Annotated in this window: 25 protein-coding genes and 1 other RNA gene; 16 read left to right on the top strand and 10 right to left on the bottom strand. The window is 70.1% G+C overall.

What is annotated here, in order from left to right; genetic code table 11:
- The first annotated feature begins 46 nt into the window (after nt 1-46).
- Nucleotides 47-498, top strand: an RNA gene (gene rnpB / locus BLQ61_RS07680) — RNase P RNA component class A.
- A gap of 76 nt (nt 499-574) precedes the next feature.
- On the opposite strand, the gene BLQ61_RS07675 is transcribed toward rnpB, so the two are convergent.
- The 7 genes from BLQ61_RS07675 to BLQ61_RS07650 form a co-directional block, all read right to left on the bottom strand.
- Nucleotides 575-3,358, bottom strand: coding sequence for a DEAD/DEAH box helicase (locus BLQ61_RS07675; protein WP_091568569.1), 2,784 nt, complete (start codon nt 3,356-3,358; stop codon nt 575-577).
- The gene (locus BLQ61_RS07670) at nt 3,355-3,801 is read right to left on the bottom strand and encodes a DUF2442 domain-containing protein (protein ID WP_091568567.1); all 447 of its coding nucleotides are present in this window, start codon (nt 3,799-3,801) and stop codon (nt 3,355-3,357) included. Before BLQ61_RS07670 ends, BLQ61_RS07675 begins: the two co-directional genes overlap by 4 nt.
- A complete protein-coding gene (locus BLQ61_RS07665) occupies nt 3,794-4,027 on the bottom strand; it encodes a hypothetical protein (RefSeq protein WP_091568565.1) in 234 nt (77 codons plus the stop codon). The genes BLQ61_RS07670 and BLQ61_RS07665 overlap by 8 nt, the downstream gene beginning before the upstream one ends.
- Before the next feature lie 29 nt (nt 4,028-4,056).
- Nucleotides 4,057-5,106, bottom strand: coding sequence for a DNA methyltransferase (locus BLQ61_RS17790; RefSeq protein ID WP_217629384.1), 1,050 nt, complete (start codon nt 5,104-5,106; stop codon nt 4,057-4,059).
- Nucleotides 5,107-5,160: 54 nt separating this feature from the next.
- The gene (locus BLQ61_RS17785) at nt 5,161-5,967 is read right to left on the bottom strand and encodes a site-specific DNA-methyltransferase (protein ID WP_217629383.1); all 807 of its coding nucleotides are present in this window, start codon (nt 5,965-5,967) and stop codon (nt 5,161-5,163) included.
- 76 nt (nt 5,968-6,043) lie between these two features.
- The gene (locus tag BLQ61_RS07655; protein WP_091568564.1) at nt 6,044-6,841 is read right to left on the bottom strand and encodes an RNA pseudouridine synthase; all 798 of its coding nucleotides are present in this window, start codon (nt 6,839-6,841) and stop codon (nt 6,044-6,046) included.
- Complete coding sequence (locus BLQ61_RS07650) at nt 6,834-8,516, bottom strand: MBL fold metallo-hydrolase (protein WP_091568562.1); 1,683 nt, start codon at nt 8,514-8,516, stop codon at nt 6,834-6,836. The genes BLQ61_RS07655 and BLQ61_RS07650 overlap by 8 nt, the downstream gene beginning before the upstream one ends.
- A gap of 36 nt (nt 8,517-8,552) precedes the next feature.
- On the opposite strand from BLQ61_RS07650, the gene dapF reads away from it, so the two are divergent.
- The 3 genes from dapF (at nt 8,553) to BLQ61_RS07635 (ending at nt 11,195) form a co-directional block, all read left to right on the top strand.
- Nucleotides 8,553-9,437 carry a diaminopimelate epimerase gene (gene dapF, locus BLQ61_RS07645; protein ID WP_091568560.1) on the top strand — a complete coding sequence of 295 codons (885 nt, stop codon included), beginning with the start codon at nt 8,553-8,555 and terminating at the stop codon, nt 9,435-9,437.
- A gap of 70 nt (nt 9,438-9,507) precedes the next feature.
- Nucleotides 9,508-10,194, top strand: a complete 687-nt coding sequence (locus tag BLQ61_RS07640) for a DUF484 family protein (RefSeq protein WP_091568558.1) — start codon at nt 9,508-9,510, stop codon at nt 10,192-10,194.
- A complete protein-coding gene (locus tag BLQ61_RS07635) occupies nt 10,191-11,195 on the top strand; it encodes a tyrosine-type recombinase/integrase (RefSeq protein WP_091568557.1) in 1,005 nt (334 codons plus the stop codon). Before BLQ61_RS07640 ends, BLQ61_RS07635 begins: the two co-directional genes overlap by 4 nt.
- A gap of 172 nt (nt 11,196-11,367) precedes the next feature.
- Here the strand turns inward: BLQ61_RS07635 and BLQ61_RS07630 are convergent, their stop codons facing one another.
- The 3 genes from BLQ61_RS07630 to BLQ61_RS07620 are packed head-to-tail and all read right to left on the bottom strand — an operon-like array spanning nt 11,368 to nt 13,230.
- Nucleotides 11,368-11,643 carry a hypothetical protein gene (locus tag BLQ61_RS07630; protein ID WP_091568555.1) on the bottom strand — a complete coding sequence of 92 codons (276 nt, stop codon included), beginning with the start codon at nt 11,641-11,643 and terminating at the stop codon, nt 11,368-11,370.
- Nucleotides 11,640-12,143: a hypothetical protein gene (locus BLQ61_RS07625; RefSeq protein WP_091568554.1), complete on the bottom strand. Its 504-nt coding sequence runs from the start codon at nt 12,141-12,143 to the stop codon at nt 11,640-11,642. Before BLQ61_RS07625 ends, BLQ61_RS07630 begins: the two co-directional genes overlap by 4 nt.
- A 1-nt stretch (nt 12,144) precedes the next feature.
- Complete coding sequence (locus BLQ61_RS07620; protein ID WP_091568552.1) at nt 12,145-13,230, bottom strand: metallophosphoesterase; 1,086 nt, start codon at nt 13,228-13,230, stop codon at nt 12,145-12,147.
- A gap of 124 nt (nt 13,231-13,354) precedes the next feature.
- Here BLQ61_RS07620 and BLQ61_RS07615 point away from each other — a divergent pair, with 124 nt between their 5' ends.
- The 12 genes from BLQ61_RS07615 (at nt 13,355) to BLQ61_RS07560 (ending at nt 25,791) form a co-directional block, all read left to right on the top strand.
- Nucleotides 13,355-14,284 carry a WYL domain-containing protein gene (locus BLQ61_RS07615; RefSeq protein ID WP_091568549.1) on the top strand — a complete coding sequence of 310 codons (930 nt, stop codon included), beginning with the start codon at nt 13,355-13,357 and terminating at the stop codon, nt 14,282-14,284.
- A gap of 82 nt (nt 14,285-14,366) precedes the next feature.
- Entirely contained in the window at nt 14,367-14,597 is a 231-nt protein-coding gene (locus tag BLQ61_RS07610) for a hexameric tyrosine-coordinated heme protein (protein ID WP_091568546.1), read from the top strand.
- A 179-nt stretch (nt 14,598-14,776) separates the two neighbouring features.
- Entirely contained in the window at nt 14,777-15,871 is a 1,095-nt protein-coding gene (locus BLQ61_RS07605) for a CobW family GTP-binding protein (RefSeq protein WP_091568543.1), read from the top strand.
- A gap of 131 nt (nt 15,872-16,002) precedes the next feature.
- Complete coding sequence (gene dksA, locus BLQ61_RS07600) at nt 16,003-16,665, top strand: RNA polymerase-binding protein DksA (protein WP_425415614.1); 663 nt, start codon at nt 16,003-16,005, stop codon at nt 16,663-16,665.
- A 57-nt stretch (nt 16,666-16,722) separates the two neighbouring features.
- Complete coding sequence (locus tag BLQ61_RS07595; protein WP_091568538.1) at nt 16,723-18,471, top strand: STAS domain-containing protein; 1,749 nt, start codon at nt 16,723-16,725, stop codon at nt 18,469-18,471.
- Between the two features lie 97 nt (nt 18,472-18,568).
- Nucleotides 18,569-19,117 carry an ATP-dependent protease subunit HslV gene (hslV, locus tag BLQ61_RS07590; RefSeq protein ID WP_091568536.1) on the top strand — a complete coding sequence of 183 codons (549 nt, stop codon included), beginning with the start codon at nt 18,569-18,571 and terminating at the stop codon, nt 19,115-19,117.
- Nucleotides 19,118-19,211: 94 nt separating this feature from the next.
- Nucleotides 19,212-20,534 carry an ATP-dependent protease ATPase subunit HslU gene (gene hslU, locus BLQ61_RS07585; RefSeq protein ID WP_091568533.1) on the top strand — a complete coding sequence of 441 codons (1,323 nt, stop codon included), beginning with the start codon at nt 19,212-19,214 and terminating at the stop codon, nt 20,532-20,534.
- Nucleotides 20,535-20,811: 277 nt separating this feature from the next.
- Nucleotides 20,812-21,228: a division/cell wall cluster transcriptional repressor MraZ gene (gene mraZ / locus BLQ61_RS07580; RefSeq protein WP_091568530.1), complete on the top strand. Its 417-nt coding sequence runs from the start codon at nt 20,812-20,814 to the stop codon at nt 21,226-21,228.
- A 16-nt stretch (nt 21,229-21,244) separates the two neighbouring features.
- Nucleotides 21,245-22,177, top strand: coding sequence for a 16S rRNA (cytosine(1402)-N(4))-methyltransferase RsmH (gene rsmH, locus BLQ61_RS07575; protein WP_091568527.1), 933 nt, complete (start codon nt 21,245-21,247; stop codon nt 22,175-22,177).
- Nucleotides 22,178-22,220: 43 nt separating this feature from the next.
- Nucleotides 22,221-22,544: a cell division protein FtsL gene (gene ftsL / locus BLQ61_RS07570; protein ID WP_091568525.1), complete on the top strand. Its 324-nt coding sequence runs from the start codon at nt 22,221-22,223 to the stop codon at nt 22,542-22,544.
- The gene (locus tag BLQ61_RS07565; protein WP_091568522.1) at nt 22,541-24,289 is read left to right on the top strand and encodes a peptidoglycan D,D-transpeptidase FtsI family protein; all 1,749 of its coding nucleotides are present in this window, start codon (nt 22,541-22,543) and stop codon (nt 24,287-24,289) included. Before ftsL ends, BLQ61_RS07565 begins: the two co-directional genes overlap by 4 nt.
- Nucleotides 24,286-25,791: a UDP-N-acetylmuramoyl-L-alanyl-D-glutamate--2,6-diaminopimelate ligase gene (locus BLQ61_RS07560; RefSeq protein ID WP_091568519.1), complete on the top strand. Its 1,506-nt coding sequence runs from the start codon at nt 24,286-24,288 to the stop codon at nt 25,789-25,791. The genes BLQ61_RS07565 and BLQ61_RS07560 overlap by 4 nt, the downstream gene beginning before the upstream one ends.
- Nucleotides 25,792-25,807: the final 16 nt, after the last annotated feature.

Here is a 25,807-nt window from a genome sequence, read left to right as displayed (position 1 = left end):
CGCGGGCGGCCCGCAAGGCCCGGGACGGGGGATAATCCCGCGCTGTGAAGCCCGCCAGACCGCCGCTGGTGCATGTGCCGAAAGGCCGCACTGGAGGAACGTCCGGACTGCACAGGGCAGCGTAGCAGCTAACGGCTGTCCACCGCGAGGTGAGGATCAGAGCAACAGAGACGAGTCGGGGCACGGCCCGCCGCCGAAGGTGTTCTATGGGGTGTCAGCGCAAGCTGGCGCTGGCTGGCGTTTGAGCCAGCCAGTTCACGGCGCAAGCCGGGAAACCCCATAGCCACCCGAAGCGCGGACGCGCTCCGGGTGAAACGGGCAGTCTCTACGCGCAGCAACACCAAGTAGGCACACGTTGACGGGGCCCCCGGAGTGTGCGGGTAGGTGGCATCGAGCCGGGTGGGCGACCCCCGGCCCAGAGTAATGGCGGTCACATCCGCGCGGCCCGCCAAGGGGTGCGCGGATGCACAGAATCCGGCTTATCGGCGGGCTTCACAACTTTTTTGGTAAGAAATGGCTGCAAACTCTTGTCAGTAAAGGGTGTGCAGCTATTTTTTCGAGAGCAAATATTCGGCTATTGCACGGGTGCTGTACTGGCCAGCTGTTCGTACACGCCCTGCATGTCGGGCAGCTTCACGGTGTCGCCCAGGCTGCCGTCGTCCTGCACCCAGCGCAGGCGCTGGCCGTCCGGGGTCAGAAACAGTACTCGGCCATACACGGCCGGCCAGCGCTGTGCCTTGCGCGCGGCGTCCTTGGTGTCCTGCTTGGTTTCCAGCAACCGTTGCATGGGCGCGGCGCCGGGAGCATGCACCACGCACACCACGAAGTCCGGATAGAAGTAATGCGAATGCTCAGCGCGCACCACGCGCACGGCCCAGGGCTTCTTGTCCGGGTTGCGGTGCCACCACAGCACGAACTCGGCACTGTCCAGCGCCCGCGCGAAATCGCGTTCCAGTGAATTGATCTGTACTGCGCCGTCATAGCGCGCCAGGCGCAGGCTGGGGCCATCTTCCAGCGTCAGCGTCTGGTCCTTCCACCATTGGCGCGCGTCCATGAACAGCAGGCCTTCCACATCCGGCCAGTCCTCGGTGCAGGGCGGTAGCACGCCGTAGATGTTCTTGGCCGAAGGCTCTAGCAGCACCTCCTCGGGGCACAGCATGGCATCGGGCAGGGGCTGGGCATCGACCAGACGGGCCTGCGTGGCGATGGCGGCGAAGATGGCCTCGCGCAGCTCCTGCGCGCTCACGCGCAGCACCCAGTGCGCAGCATCGCGCAGCAGCCACAGGCGTTCGGCGTCGGTGAGCTGCGACGCTGCCTGTGCGGCAGCCGGTGAGCCTTCGCCCAGTTCCGCCAGTGCCGTGGCCAGCGCCGGGCGCAGGCGCTCGGTGAGCACTTGCACGATCAGGCGATAGTCCTCCTCCTCGGCGTGCGGCAGCTGCTGCAACGCTGCCAGCGCCTCGCGCGCCAGGGCCCGGCGATCGGTCACCACGGCTATGTCCTGTGCGTAGGCCGTGCCCGTGGTCAGCTCGCGGTGCAGCTCTTTTTGCGTCATGCGGTTGAGCGCCGCCTGTAGTGCATGGCGTTGCAGGCTCTCGGGCAAGGGCAGCTCCTGTGCCACCTGGCGAGAAATGGCGGATAGCGCGACGAAGCCGGGCTTTTCTTCCGCCTTGAGACTGTCGCCCAGCGTAGGAACGGCGCTGCCGCGCTTGCGCTCGAACAGGCGCAAGCGGTGCTGGGCCAGCGTCTGCCGCACCTCGTCCAGTGTGCGTGGAGCCTGATTGCGCCGGGAAGCGGTGCCGGCTACCGGCAGCAGTACATCGAGTGGCAGGCCACCCCACAGATCGGGCGGCAGCTCACCCGACTGCGCCGGGGCCGTGTGCGCGAACAGCGGCGCCTGGGGCCCGTTGTCCTGCACCGCGTGCCCGGTCGCCAGCGCGCGGCCATCCTTGTCGGTTGTTGGCAGACCAAAACTGTAGGTCAGCGGCGGCTGGTCGCTGGGTTGGTTGGTATAGACCACCGCGCCGTTCACGGTACGGCGCTGCATCAGCTTCTCGGTTTGCCCCTCCAGCTGGGTCTTCACGGAACTGGTGGCCTGCACGGCGGCTTCGTAGCCGGCCTGCGCCTCGGCGTTGGCCAGATAGACATAGGCGGTGTTGAGCTCCGGGGTAATGCCCTCCTGCCCAGCAAAGGCGGCGCGCACGGTGCGGTCCACACGCATCACCCGGCCCATGAACTGGAGCGCGAAATCAGCGTCATTCACGCTCTTGGTGCTGGCCAGCACGAAGGCACGCGGCGCGTCGAAGCCAGTGCCGGCGGATTGCTTGAAGATCAGGACCTGCTTGCGCGTGTCGTTGGCGATGGCGGCCATGAGCACTGGGTCGGGCGCGTCCGCGCTGTGCTGGCCGATGGCCTCGGGCGGCACGGCGCAGTGCTGCATCAGCTCGCGCGCCGCTTCCTCCACCGTGCCGGCACCATTGGCCACCTGCACCAGCAGCAGCGGCGTGCAGGCGATCTGGCGCTGGGCCAGTTCGCGGGCAATCGCCTGGCTGCGTGCCCAAGCTTGGCGCAGCACGGTGCGGCGCACGTCGGTCACGCTGGCCATGCTGCCGCCCAGGCTGTAGACCACGGCCTCGATGTATTGCTTGTTGAGCTTGGCGCGCACCACATCGTCGCGGCCTACAGAGAAATGCTGCTGCGCGCCGTAGCCGGCATGGACCACAAAATCCGTCAGGCGCTGATCCTTGGGCGTGGCCGTGGCCATCAACAAATAGTCGGCTTGCAGCCAATGGGCGAACTGGCCGAACTCCGTGGTTCTGTCCAGCGCGATGTGCGCCTCGTCCACCACCAGCCCGATGGCCAGGCCCTGCGCGCGGGCGCGCGCCAGCAGTGCGGCCAGGGTGCGGACGTCATCGTCCCCATCAGCATCCCAGCCCTGGCGGCGCCACTGCGCGCGCGCCACAGCCTGGACAGTTGAAATCAGCACCGTGCCCGCGCCCACCTCCTGGTTGCGGCCTTGGGCCAGCGGCACCGGGTGCAACCCAGCAGCGCTGTGCAGCAAAGCGTCCAGCGTCTGCGCCACCAAAGTGACGAAGGGGACAAACCAGAGCCACAGCACATCCTGGTCTTCGCCCACCCGCTGCAGCACCTGGCCCAGCATGAAGGTCTTGCCCGATCCGGTAGGCGCGCGCAGCAGGCAGGGCGGGCGTTGTGTGCGCTCGCGCACGCGCAACGCTGCGCTCATGCTGTCGATCAGCCGGGCCTGAAAGTTTTCCGGCTGCAGCGCGGTGGCCAGCGGGCCCAGCGCCAGCGGTGCCTGCAACGGACGGGTAATGGATGCGGCGGGCGGCTGGGTGTTCATGCGGATGCCTTGCGCGGGCGACCGCCCTTGGCGCCGTTGGCGCGCGCGGCCTGGGCCTTGGCGGCAGAGGTGGCGCGGCCAGCGCGGGCGGCGTGCTGGCGCATCCAGGTGCGGCTGCCAAACAGGCCCGACAGCAGCCCCTCGACGCTCAGGTCGGCATCCAGGCGCGGCCAGTGCAGGCCGGTGCCCAGCGGGGTGATTTCGATCTCGGCCAGGTCGGCGGCGCGGGCGTGCTCCAGCCCCTGCGCCAGCGCAGGCGGAAAAGCGAACTGGCTGCCGTTGGCCAGCTCCACCACCACGCGCTTGTGTCGCGCGTCGTAGCGCGCCGCCGTGGCCTGCAGGTGGGCGGCATCGCGCACCGCGCCCTGCGCGGCGGCGTGATCGGCGCGCCCCAGCTCGGCGCGCAGCCAGTCGGGGGTGGTGGGGGGACGGGTATCAGTCATGCAATTGTCTCCAGAGCGCGCGCAGCGGCGCCAGATGCGCGGCCACGGCGAGCAGCGCGGTGGTGACGTCCGAGGCCTTGGCCGGCCCGCCGATGGTCAGCAGGGCGGGCGGATGCGACAGCTCGACACGGATTTCCCAGCCCGGGCCGATGACGTGGGTATGGGGCGGCGGGTGGTCGTTGGGATAGACCACCAAGCGCAAATGCTGGTGCCGCAGGCTGGCCATGGCAGGATATTAACCCAACGTGTTTGGTTTCACGGCGCTATGGTTACGCGGCTTCTGTAGCCTTGCTCCTGTCCCTGCGCCAGGGCTGCGCGCAGGGACTGGGTCTGGCCGGCAATGCCTTGCTCCTGCAGCCACAGCGCCAGCGCTTCGGGGCGGGGCGTCACCACCAGCAGGCGTGCCGCGTCGTGCTGCTGGTGCAGAGCACGCAGCGCTTCCAGGGTGGCGGGGGCACTGTCCTGGCACAGCACCAGCAGCCAGTCGGCGTCTTTTGCTACTAATTGAATAGCTGACTGCGCAGTATCCACCGGGGCTAGGCCCGTATTTCGCAGGCAAAGCAGGGTGGCCGCGTGCTGCGGCTGGGCGTCCAGCAGCAGATCGGCGCCGTCCACCTTGTCGAGCTGTAGGTAAGCGAATTCGCCCCCTTGCGCCAGGGCGTGGCCGGGCCGGTCACCGTAGCCGGCGATGACGCGGCGCAGGCGCTCGGCGCAGACGTCGCGGCACAGGTTCTTGTCCGGCTCCCGGGCCGTGGCCTCGGTGCTGGAGCACAGGATGAAGCGGCGCGGATTCAGCGGGCTGCCGCCGTCCTCGGCATTGAGTTCCAGCACCGCTTGGCCTGTGGTGCCGGAGCCGGCAAAAAAATCCAGTACCGTGTCGCCGGGCCGGGTGGCCTGGGCCAGCAGGTTCTTGATGAGCGACAGCGGTTTGGGGTAGGGAAAGGCCTTGTCGCCCATGACTTCCTTGAGCACGCGCGAGCCTTCGTCGGTGGCGCCGACGATGGGCAGGTTGAGCGCGTCGCCCACGGTGTCGGCTTCGGCGCGCGGCGTGAGCCAGGAGGAAATGGGCGCGTTCTCGTTCTTCAGCCCATCCTTGAATTTTTTCAGCCGGGGACGGCCATAGCCGATGCGCCGGCCCACCCATTGCGCCAGGTCGGGTGTGTCGCGCGTCAGCAGCGGGGTGGAGCCGCTGAACGGAATGTCGCGCGCGTCGATGGCGGCGTGCAGGTCTTGCAGCGTGTCGAAGCGCTCCACGCGCTGGTCGGGCGGAAACCAGACCTGGCCCTGCTCGATCAGGGCTTCCATGGTGTCGCCGCGCAGCCTGTGCGTGTCGGTGACACGCTCGCGGCTGGCGTAGGCTCAGACGCGCCCAGGGTTGCAGGGGTACCAGATGCCGGTCAGCGGATCATGGATCGGGTAATAGGTGTTGGGTCGTTCTCGGTAATCATGGGCCTTGGTGAGGTCGCTCAAATAGAAAACGCGCCCGCCTTCCTCGTGCTTATAGATGGAATAGCTTTTCTCGTCGCCCGTGAAGCGAAAGCCGCTGTTGGCATAGACCAGCACATGCTCGTGGTTGTCCGAGAAGAACGCGCCCTTGGCGTCGTTGCCACCCGTGCGGCTGCGCCACACGAAGCTGCCCACGCGCCGCCCGGGAAATACCTCGTCCATCAGCAGTTCCAGCCGCGCGCGGTTCTCATCGTTGATGCTCACTAGGATCACGCCGTCGCTGGTCAGCAGGTCCCGCGCCAGGCTCAGGCGCTGATAGAGGAACTCCAGCCACTGGCTGTGCCGCCAGCGGTCGTTGGCGCCCACGTAGGCGTCGTTGTAGACCCAGTCCCTGTTGCCGGTGTTGTAGGGCGGGTCGATGTAGATGACGCGGATCTTGCCGGCGTGCGTGGCGCGCAGCAGGCGCAGGGCGTCGAAGTTGTCGCCCTCGATGACCAGATTGGCGTGCTGGCTGCAGCCCTCGGGGCGCTGGCTCCATTCGGGTACCAGGCGCGGCAGCACCACATCGGCGTTGAGCGCGCGGTCGTGGGCGATGGCGTCGCGCTCCCAGGTCAGGCCCAGTTTGCGCCGGGTCAGGTGCTCGGCCAGCAGGCGGCGCAGCTCAGGGGCGCTCAGGTGCTCCAGGCGCTGCAGCAAGGGGGTGTCGGAAGAAGAAGGCATGGGCAGCGAAGCGACTTGGAACGGGGCGCCGCCAGGGCACCCTTTCGGACAGAAAGATGGGGAGGGTGAGAGCGCCTCAGAACCGCTCCCACGGCAGCAGATAGCGCCACTGCCCCTCGGCCAGCGGCGCCAGCGCCACGCGGCCGATGCGCAGGCGCTTGAGCGCCGTGACCTGCAGGCCCACGGCCGCGCACATTGCCGGCACCTGGCCCGGGCGGATGCCCTTCAGGGCGAAGCGCAGGCGCTGCTCGCTCTGCCAGCTGACCTTGATCGGCGGCAGCGGCCGGCCGTTGAACTCCAGCCCGTGGCACAGCCGCGCCAGGCCGCCCTCGGCTATTCGACCGGCCACCTGCACGATGCACTCCTGCTCCAGCGTCTCGATGTCCTGCGCCAGCTTGCGCGCCACGCGCGCGTCCTGGGTGAACACGACCAGGCCGCTGGCCTCGGTGGGCAGCGGCGTGTGGCAGGACAGATTGCGAAAGTGCTTGTGCAGCAGGCGCACCGGCGGGCCGTCGCCGGCGTGGCGGCTGTCCGGGTGCAGCAGCTGCAGAGCAGGCGGGGCGCCTTGGCTGCGGCTGGCATGGGCGTGACCGTAGGCATTGGCGGGCGCTCCGCCCAGGCCGGCCTCGTAGCCCGGCGGCTTGTGCAGCAGCAGGGTGACAGGCGGGATTTCCTCGGGCCGCGCGCCGGGGCGCAGCGCCACCTGCTGCTGCGGGTGCACGCGCGCGCCGGACTCCTCGATGGGCTGGCCGTCGACCAGCACGCCGCCGCCCTCGACGTACAGCTCAGCCTCGCGGCGCGAGCAGCCGAACTGCGCCGCCACGCGCTTGGCCAGGCGCACGGCGTCGTCCTGCGGAAGGTTGCGGTCAGTCATTGCCGGGCTCCAGTGCGCGGATGCGCTCGACGTGCGCCAGCAGCGAGCGCTGCGCCAGCGGCCACATGCGCTCGGGCACGTCGGCATAGGCTAAACGTGTCCAGTCCTCCAGGCTGCCGTCGGGCCGGGCCTGCATGGCGGCCAGCACCTTGGCCTCGCGCGCCAGGCGGTGCTGGACGAGCCGCGCGATCACGCCACGCGCGTCGCCCAGCACATAGCCGTGCGCCGGGGCGATGTACTCCACGCCGTGCTGCGCGCACAGCGCGTCCAGCCGCGCCAGCGCGTCCAGGTACTGCGCCATGTTGCCGTCGGGCGGGTTGATGATGGTGGTGCTGCCGTTCAGGATGTGGTCGCCCGAGAACAGCAGCGCGTCCTCGCGCAGCAGCAGGCACAGGTGGTTGGCGGCGTGGCCGGGGGTGTGCACGACTTCCAGGGTGTGGGTGATGTCGCCCCCCGGCCCTGATCCGGTCAGCGCGATCAACTCGCCGTCGGCCAGCGCCCGGTCGGGCACGAAGCGGCTGTGCGCCTGTGCCGTGGGCTGCGACGGCAGGCCCAGGATGGGTGGCCTGGCGCGCCCGTGCGTGGCCACCAGCGCCTGCAGCGGCGCGGCGCCGGGGAAGTGGTCGGGGTGCGAATGCGTGCAGACGATGGCGCGGATGTCGCCGCCGGCGGCGCGCCACAGGCGCTCGACGTGATCCGGCTCGGCCGGGCCGGGGTCGATGCAGATGTAGCCGGTGGCCGGGTCGCCCACCAGGTAGCTGTTGGTGCCCGGGCCGGTCATCACGCCGGGGTTGGCGGCCGTGAGGCGCTGCACGTTCCTGAGCAGCGGCAGCGCACGCTCGCACTGCCAGTCCAGCGGGTGCTGGCCGTGCCCGTCGGGGCAGACCAGCGCCAGCTCGCCGTAGGGCGGCTCATGCTCCATGTAGCGCGCCTCCTTGCCGGCCAGCAGGCCCGAGCGCGGGCTGCTGATCCACAGCGGCTGCTCGTGCGCCAGCGCGTCGAGCACGTCCTGCACGCGCGTGTACTGGCCCAGCCGCTCGAGCGTGCGCACGGTGGGGAAGATCATGAAGAACTGCCCGGCGGCGTGGCGCGCCAGCGCGTCCTGCGGGCGCACCCACACTGGCTCGAACTGCTCGGTCTCGTCGGCCACCGGCTCCTGGCCTTCGGGCATGCGCGCCACCAGGAAGGGCACGGCAAAGCGCCTGGGCAGGTTGCGGTCGGCCGTCCAGTGCGCCAGCCAGTACATGGCATCGGCCGCCAGGCGCAGGCCGCGCGCGGCCACCTGCGTGGCGAACGGGCCCTGGCGGTCCAGCGCGGCGATGTCCTGGGCGTCGGCCCAGCGCCCGTCGGCGTGGCGCGCCAGCAGGATGCCGACCTCCTCGAAGCTCTCGCGCAGCGCCGCCAGGGCCTCGGTCAGGCGCTGGCCGGTCTGCGCCGGGCGGTGGTCGGCCAAGGCGTGGGCGGCGGGGTCGGCGTCCTGTGCCTCGATGCCGCCGCCGGGAAAGACGTAGGCGCCGGGCACGAAGCTGGCCTTGTCCGAGCGGCGCGTCATCAGCACCTCCAGCACGCTGGTGCCATCGGACTGGGGCGTGTCGCGCAGCAGCAGCACGGTGGCGGCGTGCAGCGGTTCGGCGGGCGGGCGGCGGGGATGCAGGTATTGGCTGTCGCGGGGCATCGGGCGATTATCCGGGCGCACCCGGATAATCGCCCGATGCACATCCGCTTCACCAAGATGCAGGGCGCGGGCAACGACTTCGTGGTGCTGGACGAGACGCGCGGCCGGCTGCCGCTGCGCCGCGCGCACTACCGCCGCTTGGCCGACCGCCATTTCGGCGTCGGCGCCGACCAGATCCTGAGCGTGCGCCCGTCGCCGGCGCCGGGCATCGACTTCGAATACGTCATCCACAACGCCGACGGCGGGCAGGTGCAGCAGTGCGGCAACGGCGCGCGCTGCTTCGCGCGCTACGTGCGCAGCCGCGGGCTGACGCACCAGGACGTGCTGCGCGTGCAGACCCTGGCCGGCGTGATCGAGCTGCACCTGGTCGCCGACGGCGGCGTGCGCGTGGACATGGGCCGCCCGGCGTTCGCGCCCGCGCGCCTGCCGTTCGACGCCGCCGGGCTGCGGCCGCTGCCCCAGGGTTCAGGGGAAAAATGGCCGCTGGCCCTTGAAGATAAAGGGGTTGATGCTATTTTTCATGTAGCAATCGCCTCCATGGGCAACCCGCACGCGGTGCTGCTGGTTGACGACGTGGAGCGTGCCGACGTGGCGCGCCTGGGCCCGCTGATCGAGGGGCACCCGCGCTTTCCCGAGCGGGTGAACGCCGGCTTCCTGCAGATCTTGGACCGCGCGCAGGTGCGCCTGCGGGTGTACGAGCGCGGTGCCGGCGAGACGCTGGCCTGCGGCAGCGGCGCCTGCGCCGCCGTGGCCTGCGGCATCCGCCTGGGGCTGCTGGAGCGCCAGGTGCAGGTGCACACCCGCGGCGGCCGCCTGGAGATCGCCTGGAGCGGCGACCCGGCCGACACGGTGTTCATGACCGGACCGGCCGTCACCGTGTTCGAGGGCAGCATCGAGCTGCCCGACGAGCTGCCCGACTGAACCAGCGCACCGCTTCCCCTTTTCCTACGCCGGCCCCGCCGGCCGACCCTTTTCCTGCCCCCACGCACCCATGACCCTGCCCATCACCCCCATCACCGAAGACGACATCGCCCAGTACCTGTCCAACACGCCGGGCTTCTTCGAGCGGCACGCCGAGCTGCTGTCCATCGTCACCCTGACCAGCCCGCACGGCCAGCGCGCCGTCAGCCTGCAGGAGCGCCAGGCCGAGATGCTGCGCAGCAAGATCAAGGGGCTGGAGCAGCGCATCATGGACATGGTGCGCCACAGCAACGAGAACGCCAGCACCGCCGGCAAGATCCACCACTGGGCGCGCGAGCTGGCCGCGGTGCGCGAGGCGGCCGACGTGCCGCGCGTGGTGCAGCAGGGCCTGCGCAATGCCTTCGATGTGCCGCAGGTCGCCCTGCGCCTGTGGAACCTGCCCGCGCAGCACGCTGGCGCCCCGTTTGCCCAGAACGTGAGCGACGACGTGCGCGCCTTCGCCTCCTCGCTGACCATGCCGTTCTGCGGCCCCAACCTGGGCTTCGAGGCCAGCGCCTGGCTGCCGGACGCGCAGGAAGTGCGCTCGCTGGCGCTGCTGCCGCTGCGCCATGGCGCCATCGACAGCGCCGAGCAGCCGGCCTTCGGCCTGCTGGTGCTGGGCTCGTCCGACGCGCAGCGCTTCGACGCCAGCATGGGCACGGAATTCCTGGCGCGCATGGCCGAGCTGGCCGCCAGCGCCCTGTCGCGCCTGCAGTGACCGGCCAGCGCGCGCCCCAGGCGGCCGCGCCGCCGCCGCTGCCGTCCGAGGCGCTGGCCTACCTGGAGCACGCGCGCGTGCAAAAGCGCCTGGCCGAGCGCACCCTGACCCTCTACACCCTGGACCTGCAGCGCCTGTGCGCGCACGCGCGCGAGGTGAACCTGCCGCTGCTGCAGCTGACCGGGCTGCACCTGCGCCGCTTCGCCGCGCAGATGCACGCCAGCGGGCGCAGCGCGCGCGGCATCGCGCTGATCCTGTCGGGCTGGCGCGGCTTCTACGTCTGGGCGGCGCGCCAGGGCCTGATCGGGCACAACCCGGCGCACGACGTGCGCGCGCCGCGCGCGCCGCGCCCGCTGCCCAAGGCGCTGGCGGTGGACGACGCCGTGCGCCTGGCCGACCACCATGCGCCGGCCGACGCCGCCGATCCCTGGCAGGAGGCGCGCGACGCCGCCATGGTCGAGCTGCTGTACGGCTGCGGCCTGCGCGTGGGCGAGCTGATCGGCCTGGACGTGGCCGCCAGCAGTGACGCGCACCGGCAGGGCCGCGGCTGGGTGGACCTGGAAGGCGCCGAGGCGCATGTCTTTGGCAAGGGCGGGCGCCGGCGCAGCGTGCCGATGGGCCCGCCGGCGGTGCGCGCGCTGCAGGCCTGGCTGGCGCGGCGCGCGCTGCCGTTTGCCGGCGCGCAGGCGCAGCGGCTGGACGCGCAGGCGCTGTTCGTCGGCCAGCGCGGCGCGCGCATCACCGCACAGGTGGTCTGGCAGCGGATGCGCCAGCGCAGCCAGCAGGCAGGCCTGTCCACGCCGGTGCACCCGCACATGCTGCGCCACTCGTTCGCCAGCCACCTGCTGCAGTCCAGCCAGGACCTGCGCGCGGTGCAGGAGCTGCTGGGCCACGCCAGCATCACCACCACCCAGGCCTATACGCGGCTGGACTTCCAGCACCTAGCGCAGGTGTACGACCAGGCGCATCCGCGGGCGAAGCGGCAGGAGCCGGAGGATTGACGGCAGGACGCACAGGGCTGATTTCGCTATTTTTTCAATAGCTGCAGGCCCTTTGTCCTCATGGGCTGAAGGTCTTTTTTGCTTGAAATCATGGCGTGGGGCCGACCGCTCACGTCGCTTTCGCCCATGGGGCGGGAGTGCGGGTTGCGGGCCTTGTCTGCCTGGGACTGCGTCAGCGCGCGCCGGGCTGCGGCGCCGGCGCGTCCAGCACCCGCTGCAGCGCCGCCTGCGCCCTGTCGCCCTGCAGGCAGCCGGGCCAGAAAGCCTCCTCGAAGGCCTGCACCAGCGCCTGGCGCGCGGGCGTGCCGGCGGCGATGGCCTCGGCCGCGTCGCGCGCCTGGGTCCAGTACTCGTCCTGCGTCCCGGCGTCCTGCGCGCAGCCGGTGCCCATCGGGTCGGCCTGGCACAGCAGGGCGTTGAGTTCGTCGGCGGTGGGGGTCGGGGTCATGCGGCCTCGGGGGTGGTGCGGGTGAACAGGAAATACGCGCCCGCGCCATCCACCTGCTGGCGGTAGGCGCGCAGCGCGTCGGCATGGCGCGCCAGCAGCCGCGCGTACAGGCGCTGGCGGCGCGGGTCGTCGGCGATGCGCCAATAGAAGAACGGCGGCTGGTGCTTGGTGAGGTACTGCGCCAGCCGCAGCGCCACGGTGCGCAGCACCGCCAGCGGCTGGGTGTGGGTGTGCACGACCAGGCTGGTCTCGCGCGGCAGCAGGGGGTGGCAGCTGCCGTCCCAGTCCCAGCATTCGTCGGCCAGGGTGGTCAGGTGCAGGCGCAGCGGGTCGCCGGTGACGGTGAACAGGATTTCGCCATCGGCGCGCAGGTAGATGCGCCACAACAGGCCATCGACGGCGAAGCGGGCGATCTCGTCGCGCCCGGGCAAGGGGTTGGGCGCGGCGGGCAGGGCAGGGGCTTCGGGGGGCCTGCGGGGCGGCTTGCGCTGCGCCGCCATGTCAGGGCTGCGCGCCCTGCGGCTGGCCGAAGCCGGCGGTGGCGCGCGTGCTGCCGTCGTCGAACTGCAGCGTGCGCTCGGGCCAGCGCAGCGCGGCCAGGCGGAAGGCGCCGGCGGGCTTGGGCGGCTGCTGGCGCGTGGCCCAGCGCCCGCCGACGGAAAAGTCCACGCAGAACACGTTGCCGCGCCGGCCGTGCCAGTGCAGCGGGTCGATGGCGGCGAACAGGTCGGCGTCGCCCTTGCCCAGCGCTTCGCGGTCGGCGGCCTCCAGGCGGCGCCAGTAATGGCCGACGACCACCGGGGTGGCGTCGCTGTAGTCGTCCCACCACGGCACGCGCTTGGCGAAGCGCCATTTGCCGCTGGTGAAGAACGGCGCGACGGCGGGCTGCTCGACCCCCGAGGTCAGCACCTTGAGCGGGTTGAACATCTGCTTGTTGGCCTCGTGCTCGGCGTAGGCGTGCAGGAACAGGGGTGGGGGCGTATTTACGTCCTCCAGCCCGGCCGGGCAGGCGGCCAGCTCGGCGGCGACGCGGGCGTCCAGGCCGGTGGCGGCGGCGTGCTCCACCGCGCGCTGCTCCCACGCGCCATAGACCTGCGCCGCCTGGCCCAGCGGCACGGCGCGCGCGGCGGCGATGGCCGCGTCCTGCCAGACGGCGTGCACCACGCGCAGGTCGGCGCGCTCCAGCGCCGCCGGCAGCCGGGCCAGGAAGTCGGTGAGGCCGGCGCGCTCGTGCGGCGCCGGGCGAGCGTAAGGGGCGTATTTGGACTCGTCGCTGGCCTGGCGCGCGTCGAAGAACCAGCCCGAGCCGTCTTTCGCGTCGCCGCGCAGCAGGTTGAACTCGTGGTTGCCCAGCACCGCCAGCGCGCGCCCGGCCTCGACCAGCCGCCGCGCTAGCGCCAGCACCGCCGGGCTGTCCGGGCCGCGGTCGCAGAAGTCGCCAACGAACACCAGCGTGCGGCCTTGGCGGTGCCGGCCCTGGTCGTCGTAGCCCAGGTGGCGCAGCAGGTCCTGCAGCGCGGCGAATTCGCCGTGGATGTCGCCGACGATGTCCAGCGGGCCGTCGGGCAGGGGTTGGACCAGGCTCATGGAGTTCCTCTCTCGGATTGATCGAATCTTTTTGATTGCTTGCATGATAGCGTCATTTTGATTCGTTGCGCGTACACTGCAGCGCTGTCGCCAGTCCGCCACAGCCGCGCGCTGTCCTGTTTCCATGTCTCCTTCCTCCGCCGACACCCTGGCCGGCCTGTCCGCCGCGCAGCGCCAGCGCCTGGCGTACATCGACTTTCGCCTGTACTTCCTGGGCACGGTGGCACGGCGCGACGTGCTGCAGCGCTTCGGCGTGGCCAGCGCTGCCGGCACGCGCGACCTGGCGCTGTATGCCGAGCTGGCGCCGGGCAACGCGCGCTACCAGCGCAAGGCCTTCCACTGGCAACCAGGCTTCGTGCCGCTGTTCGCGCACCAGGCGGGCGCGGTGCTGGCGGCGCTGACCGGCGCGCCGGCGCAGCAGGGCGACGCGGCCGGTGCCGAGGCCGGCGACATCCTGCCCCATGCCGTGCCCGCACCGCTGAACCTGCCGGAGCTGGACACGCTGGCCACCGTCACCCGCGCCATCCAGGGCGGGCAGGCGCTGCAGCTGCGCTACCACTCGATGAAGCAGGGCGCGCAGCCGCGCGAGATCGTGCCGCATGCGCTGGTGGACTCGGGCCTGCGCTGGCACGTGCGTGCCTTCGACCGCACGCGCGGGCATTTCCGCGACCTGGTGCTGACGCGCATGGAAAACGTGCAGCCCGCCCCTGGCGCGGCCGGCGCGCCGGCGCCGGGCGAGCGCGGCGCGGATGACACGCAGTGGCACCGCACCGTGGCGCTGCGCCTGCTGCCGCACCCGGCGCACCCGCATCCGGCGTCGGTCGAGCGCGACTTCGGCATGACTGGCGGGCACCTGGACGTGCAGCTGCGCGCGGCCGTCGCCGGCCATGTGCTGCGCCAGTGGCAGGTGGACTGCAGCCCGGACGCCCACCTGCGCGGGCCGCAGCACCGCCTGTGGCTGGCCGACGCCACGCCGCTGCAGGGCGTGGGCAGCGCCGCGCTGGCGCCCGGTTACGGCACGCTGTCAGACGGCGCTGGCGTGGAGGCGGTATAAGTCGCATGGCCGGTGCACGTTTGATTGCCCGCCGCGCCGGTCATCCCACGACTTCCCCACGCAAGCAAGAAAGGACCTTCCCATGGCCGATACCTGGCTGCCTTCCCTCATCACCGACACGCCCCAGCAGGGCTTCGAGCTGGCCATCACGCTGAGCCGCCGCGGCGTGAAATACACCCAGCCCGACCCCGAGGTGCTGCAGCGCCTGCGACCTGAATACGCCAACAGCCACGAGGCGCTGACGGCCGCCTCGCAGGTCATCGCCGTCCACTTCCAGACCGTGGCGGCGGCGAACAACTACTGGCGCACGTGAGTTTTTGCTATTGAAAAACTAGCTGCATGCCCATGCAACACATGGGTTTGATGCCAAAAACGTCCAAAATCCGCCGGCGCCTCGCGGACTTGGGGCGTTCGCTACAGTAGCGCCGTGATGCCGGCGCCGCGCAGCCCGCGCGGCGCCGGCGCTTTCTTTCGTTGCGAGGCCCGAACCCCATGTCCCTGATCCCCGTCACCATCCTCACCGGCTTCCTCGGCGCCGGCAAGACCACCCTGCTCAAGCGCGTGCTGACCGAGGCGCACGGGCAAAAGATCGCCGTGATCGAGAACGAGTTCGGCGAGGAGAACATCGACAACGACATCCTGGTGACGGACTCCGAGGAGCAGATCGTGCAGATGAGCAACGGCTGCATCTGCTGCACCATCCGCGAGGACCTGCGCGAGACGCTGCAGCTGCTGGCGGCCAAGCGGCGCAAGAAGCTGCTGGACTTCGAGCGCGTGGTCATCGAGACCACGGGTCTCGCCGACCCCGGCCCGGTGGTGCAGACCTTCTTCATGGACGACGAGATCGCCGAGACCTACCTGGTGGATTCGATCATCACCGTGGTCGACGCCAAGCACGCCGGCCAGCAGCTGAACGACCGCCAGGAGGCGCGCCGCCAGGTGGGTTTTGCCGACCAGATCTTCCTGTCCAAGACCGACCTGGTCAGCGAGGCCGACAAGGACGCGCTGATCCACCGCCTCAAGCACATGAACCCGCGTGCGCCGATCAAGGCCGTGCACTTCGGCGAGGTGCCGCTGGGCGAGGTGCTGGACCTGCGCGGCTTCAACCTGAACGCGCGGCTGGACATCGACCCGGACTTCCTCAAGGAAGACGAAACGCACGGCCATGTGCACGACGAGCACTGCGGGCACGACCATGGCCACGACGACCACGACCACGACCACGCGCACGGCGAGCACTGCGACCACCCGCACCACCACCACCATGACGACGACGTGAAGAGCTTCGTCTACCGCGCCGAGCGGCCGTTCGACCCGGCGCGGCTGGAGGACTTCCTGGGCGCCATCGTCAATGTCTACGGCCCGCGCATGCTGCGCTACAAGGGCGTGCTGGACATGCAGGGCACGAACCGCAAGGTCATCTTCCAGGGCGTGCACCAGCTCATGGGCAGCGACCTGGGGCCGGAGTGGGGCGCGGATGAGCCGCGCGTCAGCCGCATGGTGTTCATCGGCATCGACCTGCCGCGCGACATCCTGGAGCAGGGCCTGGCGCAATGCCTGGACGGGGCCGCGGGCGCCAGCGCCTGAGGCTGGTTTTCGAAGCCGCAGCCACGGGGTGCGGTATGCCGGTGCGCGGCGTGCGCCGGCTCTATACAATCGCGGCCCGCCAAGACGCCCGGCTTCCCTGAACGGGCCGGACGTCGGGCTGCCGACGCCGGCTGGCGCCGTGCAGCGCAGGGCTTGGATCCAGGGCGATGCCGGACGCTCGTTTGTCCGACAGCACGCCGGGTGCAAGCCCTAGCTGCACGCCACCCGCGGTGCGGCACCATGCCCCCTTCGTCAACCAGCGGCGACTCATCTTCGCCGCGCCAGCTGCAAAGATTCACACCATGTCCACGACCCTGCAAAAACCTGTGGCGGCCGCCAAGAAGGATGCCAAGCTGGCCAACAACTGGAAGACCAAGCCTGCCGAGGAGCTGACCGACGCCGAAGTGCTCGCCATGCCCGACAGCGAGTACATGAACGAGAAGCAGATGGCGTTCTTCCGGCACAAGCTGGTGCTGCTCAAGGAAGAAATCCACGCCAACGCCGACGAGACCACCGAGAACCTGCGCGAGGACACGGTGGTCGTGCCCGACCCGGCCGACCGCGCCACCATCGAGGAAGAGCACGCGCTGGAGCTGCGCACGCGCGACCGCGAGCGCAAGCTGCTCAAGAAGATCGAGCAGTCGATCGCCCGCATCGACGCCGGCGACTACGGCTACTGCGACGAGACCGGCGAGCCCATCGGCGTCGGCCGCCTGATCGCCCGCCCCACCGCCACGCTGTCGCTGGAGGCGCAGCAGCGCCGCGAGCTCAAGCAAAAGATGTTCGGTGACTGACGCCTCTGGGGCTTTTCCAGTCATGGCCCGGGTGCGGCGACAGGCACAATTGCCCGCATGAGCCAGGAAAAGCCCCCTCCAGGGCAGCCGCCCGTCTCGGCACGCGGCTTGCTGTCCAAGGTGGCGCGCTTCGTGCGCCACCCCACCGTCAACTGGTCCGAGCTGGACGCGCTCGACGAGGAGCGCGAAAGCCAGTACAGCCGGCAGATGCTCAAGGAGATGATCGAGCGCAAGCGGCGCAACGACTTCGTGCGCCGGCGCGAGTTCGATCAGCTGCGCAAGCTGCGCAGCAGCGAGGGCGAGCGCGCCCTGCCGCCCGAGGACGCGGCGGCGCGTACCTCCTTCTTCCAGACCAGCATCACCTCCCCGGACGAGCGCGCCGACACACTGCGCAAGATCGACGAGATCGAGGCGCAGATGTCGCACCAATGGTGGAAGGGCCGCGCCCCCGCGCCGGACGCCGGGGCGGCGCCGCCTCCGCCAGTCGCCGCGCCCGCAGCCGCCGGCCCCCAGCCTTCACCCGCCGCGCAGGCCATGGCCGCCGCGCTGGCCGATTCACCCTTTGCCGGCAGCGAGCATGCCCGCGCTTTTGCGCCGACCGCGCCGCTGTCGTTGCCAGGCGCGCTGGCCGGCGTGGGCGGGCCTCTGGTGCCCCCCCTGCAGCCGGGTGCCGTGCCGCAGGCCCGGGCGCCGCAAGTGCCGCCGCACACCTTTGTGCACGATCCGGATTTGGAGGAGGCCGCCATCCGTTTTGCCGGCGCCGACTATGCCGGTGCCGAAGCCGCGCTGCGTGACGTGCTGTCCCGGCGCGAGCTGTCGGACGAGGCGGCGCGCGAGGTCTGGCTGACGCTGTTCGATCTGTACCGGGCCACCGGGCAGCAGCAGGCTTTCGAATCCCTGGCGCTGGATTACGCCGGGCGTTTCCACCGCACGGCGCCGCTGTGGTTCTCGCTGCCGCAGCAGCTGGGGCTGGCGGCGGCGCAGGGGCCTGCCGCGCCGGACGCATCGGCCCGCGAATTCTGCTGGAATGCACCGCCGGTGATCTCGCCGCAGTCGGTCGCCGCGCTACAGGTGTCGCTGGGGCGCGCTGCGCAGCCGTGGACACTGTCCTGGAGCCGCCTGTCCGATATCGAGGCACCGGCCGTGCGCGTGCTGGCCGAACTCATCGAGCGTCTGGCCGGCGAACGGGTGCAGCTGCGCTTTTCCGGCCTGCCGACGCTGCAGACCGTGCTGCACGCGCATACCCTTTCCGGCGATCGTGGCCAGGATCCGCAGTGGTGGCGCCTGCGCATGGCATTCCTGCGCCTGATGTGGCTGCCTGACGAATTCGAGCTGGTGGCGCTGGACTATTGCGTGACCTACGAGATCTCGCCCCCGTCGTGGGAGGCGCCGCGCTGCAGCTTCAGCAGCGACGCCGAGGCGCCGCTGCCCACGCTGAACGCCAGCGCGCTGCCGCGCAGTGGCGACAGCTATTTGCCGGCGCTCAATTCAGGCTTCGCGTTGTCTATGCCGCCGGGCGGAGAGGAGGGGCCGGTGCCCTCGCTCCTTGGACACATCGAAGGCGACGCCAGCGCCGTGCTGCAGTCGTTGCAGGAACTGGTGCACCCCGGTGTGCCACTGGTGGTGGCGTGCGACCAGCTCATCCGCATCGACTTCGCCGCCGGCGGTGGGGTGCTGAACTGGGTGGTCACGCAACAGGCGGCCGGTTGCCAGGTGGAATTCCGTCAGCTGCACCGGCTGGTGGCGGTGTTCTTCAACGTCATCAGTATTGGCGAGCACGCGCACGTCGTGGCACGCAGCGACTGACGGGCACTCGACGGCTTCTTTCCCTTGTTTTTTACGGGCGTTGCATCCGGCAGCCGTGCGTTGCAAACGCGTGCCGGCGCCCCATCTTCGGACTCTCATGGAACAGTTTCACGGCACCACCATCCTGAGCGTGCGGCGCATGCTCCCCGACGGCAGCGCGCAGGTCGCCATCGGCGGCGACGGGCAGGTCACCCTGGGCAACATCGTCGTCAAGGGCTCGGCGCGCAAGGTGCGCCGGCTGCACCACGGCCGCGTGCTGGCCGGCTTCGCCGGCGCCACGGCCGACGCCTTCACGCTGTTCGAGCGTTTCGAGGCCAAGCTGGACAAGCACCAGGGCTACCTGACGCGCGCCGCCATCGAGCTGACCAAGGACTGGCGCACCGACCGCGTGCTGCGCAAGCTGGAAGCCATGCTGGCCGTGGCCGACGCCAGCGCTTCGCTGATCATCACCGGCAACGGCGACGTGCTGGAGCCTGAACAGGGCATCGTCGCCATCGGCTCGGGCGGCGCCTACGCGCACTCGGCCGCCAAGGCGCTGCTGGACAACACCGACCTGAGCGCCCAGGAGATCGTCGCCAAGTCGCTGGCGATCGCCGGCGAGCTGTGCATCTATACCAACATGCACCACACCATCGAAACGCTCTGAGCGTCTGATACTCATTTTTTGATAGCTGGATACCCTTTATTCAAAAGGGCTACCGGCCGATTTGGCTTTAAATTCTCCCCTGGCAGGCCGCAGCATGTCCCTTTCCATGACCCCGCAGGAGATCGTCTCCGAACTCGACCGCCACATCGTCGGCCAGCACGACGCCAAGCGCGCCGTGGCCATCGCGCTGCGCAACCGCTGGCGCCGCCAGCAGGTCGACGCCGGCCTGCGCGCCGAGATCACGCCCAAGAACATATTGATGATCGGCCCCACCGGCGTGGGCAAGACCGAGATCGCCCGGCGCCTGGCGCGGCTGGCGGACGCGCCGTTCATCAAGGTCGAGGCGACGAAATTCACCGAGGTCGGCTACGTCGGCAAGGACGTGGACGCCATCGTGCGCGATCTGGTCGAGGTGGCCGTCAAGCAAACGCGCGAGGCCGACATGAAGAAGCTGCGCACGCGTGCCGAGGACGCGGCCGAGGAGCGCATCCTGGACGCGTTGCTGCCGCCGGCGCGCGGCGCGGAAGGCACTTCGGACGGCAGCGCCACGCGCCAGGCGTTCCGCAAGAAGCTGCGCGAGGGCCAGCTGGACGACAAGGAGATCGACATCGACGTGGCCGACGCGCGCCCGCAACTGGAGATCATGGGCCCGCAGGGCATGGAGGACATGGCCGAGCAGCTGCGCGGCATGTTCAGCCAGATGGGCCAGGAGCGGCGGCGCACGCGCCGCCTGAAGATCGCCGAGGCGCTGCGCCTGTTGACCGACGAGGAGGCGGGCAAGCTGGTCAACGAGGAGGAGGTGCGTACCCGCGCGCTGCAGAATGCCGAGCAGAACGGCATCGTCTTCATCGACGAGATCGACAAGGTCGCCTCGCGCCAGGAGGCGGGCGGCGCCGAGGTCTCGCGCCAGGGCGTGCAGCGCGACCTGCTGCCGCTGGTCGAGGGCACGTCGGTCTCGACCAAGTACGGCATGGTCAAGACCGACCACATGCTGTTCATCGCATCGGGCGCCTTCCACCTGGCCAAGCCGAGCGACCTGATCCCGGAGCTGCAGGGGCGCTTTCCGATCCGCGTCGAACTGGGTTCGCTGTCAGTGGCCGATTTCGAGGCCATCCTGATGCAGACCGACGCTTCGCTGGTGCGCCAGTACCAGGCGCTGCTGGCCACCGAGGGCGTGCGGCTGGAGTTCACCCCGGACGGCATCACCCGCCTGGCGCACATCGCCTGCGACGTGAACGAGCGCACCGAGAACATCGGCGCGCGCCGCCTGGCCACCGTCATGGAGCGGCTGCTGGACGAGGTCAGCTTCGGCGCGGTGCAGCTGGCGGGGCAGGCGGTGGTGGTCGATGCGGCCTACGTGGACACGCGGCTGGGCAGCCTGAGCCAGGATGAGGATTTGTCCCGATACATCCTGTGATGCGTTGTCCGGAGGCCTTTTACACGCCTTACAAAGCACTTCCATAGACCTCGCTAAGTGATTGGAGGGCAAGGGTTTTTTGGCCAAAGATGGCGTCCCTGGAAGTGCTTAACTCCTTGATTTGATTGGCCTTGCCGGCGCTGCCCGGCGGCTTGCCCGCGGGGTGTTTCCTGCTAAAGTGCAAGAAAGTGCCAAAAAGTGGTGAAAAGTGCCCTCGGCGCGTGTTTTTTCTGTCCCATGCCGAGCCACCCACATCTGACCGAGGGGTCCATTTTTCATGTTCCAAGGGGCGTCATCGCTGAGCCTGGATGCCAAGGGGCGGCTGTCCGTTCCCACCCGGCACCGCGATGCCCTGGGTCGGCAGATCACGCTGACCAAACACCCCGAGGGCTGCCTGCTGATCTTTCCGCGCCAGGAGTGGGAGGGATTTCGCGCCCGCGTCGCGGCGCTGCCGCTGTCGGCGCAATGGTGGAAGCGCATCTTCCTGGGCAACGCCATGGACGTGGAGCTGGACGGCACCGGCCGGGTGCTGGTCTCGCCCGAGCTGCGTGCGGCCGCCGCACTGGAGCGCGAAGCCATGCTGCTGGGCATGGGCTCGCACCTAGAGCTGTGGGACAAGGCCACCTACGAGGCCAAGGAGGCCGCGGCCATGCAGGCCGGGATGCCCGAGGCGCTGCAGGACTTCTCTTTCTGAACGGGAGCGCCGTCGCATGAACGCGCCCCTGGTGCACACCACGGTCTTGCTGCACGAGGCGGTCGAGGCGCTGCTCGGCGGCCCGCTGGGCGCGCGCGGTTGTTTCGTTGACGGCACCTTTGGACGTGGCGGGCACTCGCGCCGTGTGCTGGCGCAGCTGGACGCAGGAGCCCGCCTGATCGCGTTCGACAAAGACCCGCAGGCGGTGGCCGAGGCGCGGCGCATCCAGGCTGAAGATCCACGTCTGGAGATTTGCCACGAAGGTTTTCGCCACCTGGACGAGCTGCCTGCGGGCAGCGCCAGCGGCGTGCTGCTGGACCTGGGTGTGAGCTCGCCGCAGATCGACGAGGCCGAGCGCGGCTTCAGTTTCCGTTTCGACGGCCCGCTGGACATGCGCATGGACCCCACGCGCGGCCAGAGCGTGGCCGACTGGCTGGCCACAGCCGAGATGGGCGCAATAGCGGAGGTGATACGTGACTATGGCGAAGAACGGTTTGCTGGCCCCATTGCAAAGGCGATTGTTGCTCGGCGCGAGAAGCAGGGAGCTCTCGCGCGCACTGCCGAACTGGCCGACCTCGTGGCTGGCGCGGTCAAGACCCGCGAGCCTGGCCAACACCCCGCCACGCGCACCTTTCAGGCTTTTCGGATTTACATCAACGCCGAGCTGGAAGAGCTGCGCCAAGCGCTGTCGGCCAGCCTGAAGGTGCTGGCGCCCGGCGGGCGGCTGGTGGTCATCAGCTTCCACTCGCTGGAAGACCGCATCGTCAAGCAGTTCATCGCCGAGCACTCCAAGGAGGTCTATGACCGGCGCGCGCCGTTTGCCCAGCCCGCGCCCATGCGGCTGGTGGCGCTGGCGCGCGTCAAGCCGGGTGCGGCCGAAGTGGCAGCCAACCCGCGCGCGCGCAGCGCCGTGATGCGCGTGGCCGAGCGCACCGGGGTGCCGGCATGAGCGCCCGCCTGCCAGCGGTGCCGGCCGTAAAGGTGGCGGCGCGATGACCCGCATCAGCCTGCTGCTGCTGGTGGCCGTGATGGGCAGCGCCATGGCCATCGTGCACACCCAGTACGAGGCGCGCCGGCTGTACACCGCGCTGCACCGCGCGCTGGCGGAAAGCCGTCAGCTGGAGAGCGACCACAAGCGCCTGCAGGTCGAGCGCCGTGCCCAGGCCACGCCGCTGCGCATCGAGGCGCTGGCGCGCGACCAGCTGCACATGCGCATGGCCACACCGGCGATCACCCAGTGGGTGACCGAGGATGGCCAAGCCGTGGCCATGCCGGTGCCGGAGGTCGTGCCCACCCCTGCAAGGACCGCGCGATGAGCAGCCGCAGCCTGGCCTATACCTCCAGCCCGCTGCTGGCCAGCCGCACGCCGGTGTGGCGCAGCCGCTTCATCGTGGCGCTGGTGGCGCTGGGCTTTTGCGGGCTGGCGGCGCGCGCGGCCTACGTGCAGGTCATCGGCAACGACTTCTTCCAGCGCCAGGGCGAGGTGCGTTTTGCTCGCACGCTGGAGCTGCCGGCGAACCGTGGCCGCATCCTGGACAGGAACGGTTTGATCCTGGCGTCCAGCGTCCCGGCGGCCAGCATCTGGGCCATTCCCGAGGACGTGGACACCGACGGCCCCGATGCCGGCAAGAAGCTCAAGGAGCTGGCGCGGCTGCTGGAGATGCCGCTGCCCCAGCTCATGGCCAAGCTGGCCGACGAGGACAAGACCTTCGTCTGGATCAAGCGCCAACTGGACTGGGACGTGGGCCAGCAGATCGCCGCCCTGGGGCTCAAGGGCATCTACCAGCGCAAGGAATACAAGCGCCAGTACCCCGAGGGCGAGTCGGCGGCGCATATCGTCGGCTTCACCAACGTCGAGGACCACGGCCAGGAAGGCATGGAGCTGGCTTTCGACAAGGAGCTGGCCGGCAAGCCCGGCTCGATGCGCGTCATCAAGGACCGCCTGGGCCGGGTGGTGGAGGGTGTGGGCGCCGAGGTGCCGCCGGTGGACGGGCGCGACCTGCAGCTGTCCATCGACAGCAAGGTGCAGTTCTTCGCCTACCAGAAGCTGCGCGACACGGTCGCCTTCCACAAGGCCAAGGCCGGCAGCGTGGTGGTGCTGGACGCGCGCACCGGCGAGGTGCTGGCGCTGGCCAACTACCCCAGTTACGTGCCCGACAAGCGGCGCAACCTGACCGGCGAGCAGCTGCGCAACCGCGCCCTGACCGACACCTTCGAGCCGGGCTCGACCATGAAGCCGATCACCGTGGCGCTGGCGCTGGAGTCCGGCCGGGTGCGGCCGGAGACGCTGATCGACACCACGCCCGGGCGCATCACCATCACCGGCTCGACCATCAACGACACGCACAACTACGGCGTGCTGACGGTGGCCGGCGTGATCCAGAAGTCCAGCAACGTCGGCACCACCAAGCTGGCCATGCAGATGCCGGCGCAGGAGATGTGGGAGACCTTCTCGGCGCTGGGCTTCGGGCAGAAGCCGCAGATCTCGTTTCCCGGCGCCGTGACCGGCCGGCTGCGCCCCTACAAGAGCTGGCGGCCCATCGAGCAGGCCACCATGAGCTATGGCTATGGCCTGTCGGCCAGTCTGTTCCAGATGGCGCGCTCCTACACCGTATTCGCCAACGACGGCAAGATCATCCCCGGCACCATGCTCAAGAGCGACCAGCCACCCGTGGGTGTGCCGGTGTTCTCGCCGCGCACCGCCAACCAGGTGCGCAAGATGCTGCAGATGGCCGCCGGCCCGGGCGGCACCGGCCAGAAGGCGCAGACCGTGGGCTATTCGGTGGGCGGCAAGTCGGGCACGGCGCGCAAGCAGGCCGGCAAGGGCTATGCCGTCGGCAAGTACCGTGCCTGGTTCACAGGCCTGGCGCCGGTCGAGGACCCGCGCCTGATCGTCGCCGTCATGGTCGACGAGCCGAACAACGGCACCATCTATGGCGGCACCGTCGCCGCGCCGGTGTTCAGCGAGGTGGTGCAGCAGACGCTGCGGCTGATGGGCGTGCAGCCCGATATGGCCGTGAAGCCGCAGATCGTCGCCAACCCGGTGGAGGAATCCGTATGAGCGCCCCGCAGCTGCTCGAGACGCTGCCGCAGGTGCAAGCCTGGCTGCGCGCGCGCGCCAGCGGCACGCTGCGCACCGACAGCCGCCAAGTCGAGCCAGGCGATGCCTTCATCGCCTGGCCGGGCGCCGCCACCGACGGACGCGCGCATGTCGCGGGCGCCCTGGCGCGCGGCGCCGCGGCCTGCCTGGTCGAGGCCCAGGGTGTGCAGGCCTTCGACTTCGGCGGCGACGAGCGCATCGCCGCGCTGCATGGCCTGAAAAGCGCCACCGGAATGATCGCCGCCGAATGGTTCGGCCAGCCCAGCGCGCGCCTGGATGTGCTGGCCGTGACCGGCACCAACGGCAAGACCAGCAGCGCCTGGTGGCTCGCCGAAGCACTGCATGTGCTATCGAAGCAGGAGCTATATGCCGGTGCGGGATGCGGGCTGGTAGGCACTTTGGGCATCGGCGTGCCGCCCGAGCTGGTCGCCACCGGTCTGACCACGCCTGACCCGGTGCAGCTGCAGCGCGCGTTCGCCGGTTTTGCCGACGCCGGCCTGCGCGCCTGCGCCATCGAGGCCTCGTCCATCGGCTTGGCCGAGCAGCGTCTGGCCGGCACGCGCATCCGCGTCGCGCTCTTCACCAACTTCACCCAGGACCACCTGGACTACCACCCCGGAATGGCCGCCTACTGGCAGGCCAAGCGCGTGCTGTTCGACTGGCCGGGGCTGCAGGCGGCGGTGGTCAACATCGACGACGCGCGCGGCGCAGAGCTGCATGCCGGGCTGGACGGCGGCGCGCTGGACCTGTGGAGCGTGTCGCTGCGCCAGGATGCGCGCCTGCGCGCGCAGGACATCACCGCCACCGACGCCGGCCTGGCCTTCACCGTCGCCGAGGGCGTGCACGCCGAGCGGCTGCAGACCCGGCTGGTCGGCCTGTTCAACGTCTCCAACCTGCTGGGCGTGATCGCCGGCCTGCGCGCCTTGGGCGTGCCGTTGGACGCCGCGGTGCGCGCCTGCGCGCAGCTCGACCCCGTGCCCGGCCGCATGCAGCAGCTGGGCGGCGCCGGCCAGCCGCTGGTGGCGGTGGACTATGCCCACACGCCCGATGCCCTGGCGCAGGCGCTGGTGGCGCTGGCGCCCATGGCGGCGCAACGCGGCGGCCGGCTGTGGTGCGTGTTCGGCTGCGGCGGCAACCGCGACCCTGGCAAACGCCCGCTGATGGGCGCAGAGGCGCAAAAGGGCGCCGACCAGGTCCTCGTCACCAGCGACAACCCGCGCGGCGAGGAGCCCGCGGCCATCGTCCACCAGATCCTTGCCGGCACCATCGCCAGCACCCACGTGCGTGCCGAGGTCGACCGCGCCGCCGCCATTGCCCAGGCGATTGCCGAGGCCGATGCGCGCGACGTGCTGCTGATCGCCGGCAAGGGGCACGAGGACTACCAGGAAGTCCACGGCGTGCGCCGGCCGTTCTCCGACCTGGAGCACGCGCGCGCCGCCCTGGCGCGCCGGCCTGCTGCCTGACACTCAAGAAGAACCT

The organism is Oryzisolibacter propanilivorax (genome assembly GCF_900103645.1).
Taxonomy (GTDB): Bacteria; Pseudomonadota; Gammaproteobacteria; order Burkholderiales; family Burkholderiaceae_C; genus Melaminivora; species Melaminivora propanilivorax.
Note: the sequence above shows the minus strand (reverse complement) of the source record. Positions and strands in the feature narration are given on the sequence as shown.

What these genes read in the sequence shown, in the direction of transcription:
- BLQ61_RS07675 (WP_091568569.1), bottom strand. Translation starts at nt 3,358, where the DNA reads ATGAACACCCAGCCGCCCGCCGCATCCATTACCCGTCCGTTGCAGGCA.
- BLQ61_RS07670 (WP_091568567.1), bottom strand. Translation starts at nt 3,801, where the DNA reads ATGACTGATACCCGTCCCCCCACCACCCCCGACTGGCTGCGCGCCGAG.
- BLQ61_RS07665 (WP_091568565.1), bottom strand. Translation starts at nt 4,027, where the DNA reads ATGGCCAGCCTGCGGCACCAGCATTTGCGCTTGGTGGTCTATCCCAAC.
- BLQ61_RS17790 (WP_217629384.1), bottom strand. Translation starts at nt 5,106, where the DNA reads ATGGAAGCCCTGATCGAGCAGGGCCAGGTCTGGTTTCCGCCCGACCAG.
- BLQ61_RS17785 (WP_217629383.1), bottom strand. Translation starts at nt 5,967, where the DNA reads ATGCCTTCTTCTTCCGACACCCCCTTGCTGCAGCGCCTGGAGCACCTG.
- BLQ61_RS07655 (WP_091568564.1), bottom strand. Translation starts at nt 6,841, where the DNA reads ATGACTGACCGCAACCTTCCGCAGGACGACGCCGTGCGCCTGGCCAAG.
- BLQ61_RS07650 (WP_091568562.1), bottom strand. Translation starts at nt 8,516, where the DNA reads ATGCCCCGCGACAGCCAATACCTGCATCCCCGCCGCCCGCCCGCCGAA.
- dapF (WP_091568560.1), top strand. Translation starts at nt 8,553, where the DNA reads ATGCACATCCGCTTCACCAAGATGCAGGGCGCGGGCAACGACTTCGTG.
- BLQ61_RS07640 (WP_091568558.1), top strand. Translation starts at nt 9,508, where the DNA reads ATGACCCTGCCCATCACCCCCATCACCGAAGACGACATCGCCCAGTAC.
- BLQ61_RS07630 (WP_091568555.1), bottom strand. Translation starts at nt 11,643, where the DNA reads ATGACCCCGACCCCCACCGCCGACGAACTCAACGCCCTGCTGTGCCAG.
- BLQ61_RS07625 (WP_091568554.1), bottom strand. Translation starts at nt 12,143, where the DNA reads ATGGCGGCGCAGCGCAAGCCGCCCCGCAGGCCCCCCGAAGCCCCTGCC.
- BLQ61_RS07620 (WP_091568552.1), bottom strand. Translation starts at nt 13,230, where the DNA reads ATGAGCCTGGTCCAACCCCTGCCCGACGGCCCGCTGGACATCGTCGGC.
- BLQ61_RS07615 (WP_091568549.1), top strand. Translation starts at nt 13,355, where the DNA reads ATGTCTCCTTCCTCCGCCGACACCCTGGCCGGCCTGTCCGCCGCGCAG.
- BLQ61_RS07610 (WP_091568546.1), top strand. Translation starts at nt 14,367, where the DNA reads ATGGCCGATACCTGGCTGCCTTCCCTCATCACCGACACGCCCCAGCAG.
- BLQ61_RS07605 (WP_091568543.1), top strand. Translation starts at nt 14,777, where the DNA reads ATGTCCCTGATCCCCGTCACCATCCTCACCGGCTTCCTCGGCGCCGGC.
- BLQ61_RS07595 (WP_091568538.1), top strand. Translation starts at nt 16,723, where the DNA reads ATGAGCCAGGAAAAGCCCCCTCCAGGGCAGCCGCCCGTCTCGGCACGC.
- hslV (WP_091568536.1), top strand. Translation starts at nt 18,569, where the DNA reads ATGGAACAGTTTCACGGCACCACCATCCTGAGCGTGCGGCGCATGCTC.
- hslU (WP_091568533.1), top strand. Translation starts at nt 19,212, where the DNA reads ATGTCCCTTTCCATGACCCCGCAGGAGATCGTCTCCGAACTCGACCGC.
- mraZ (WP_091568530.1), top strand. Translation starts at nt 20,812, where the DNA reads ATGTTCCAAGGGGCGTCATCGCTGAGCCTGGATGCCAAGGGGCGGCTG.
- rsmH (WP_091568527.1), top strand. Translation starts at nt 21,245, where the DNA reads ATGAACGCGCCCCTGGTGCACACCACGGTCTTGCTGCACGAGGCGGTC.
- ftsL (WP_091568525.1), top strand. Translation starts at nt 22,221, where the DNA reads ATGACCCGCATCAGCCTGCTGCTGCTGGTGGCCGTGATGGGCAGCGCC.
- BLQ61_RS07565 (WP_091568522.1), top strand. Translation starts at nt 22,541, where the DNA reads ATGAGCAGCCGCAGCCTGGCCTATACCTCCAGCCCGCTGCTGGCCAGC.
- BLQ61_RS07560 (WP_091568519.1), top strand. Translation starts at nt 24,286, where the DNA reads ATGAGCGCCCCGCAGCTGCTCGAGACGCTGCCGCAGGTGCAAGCCTGG.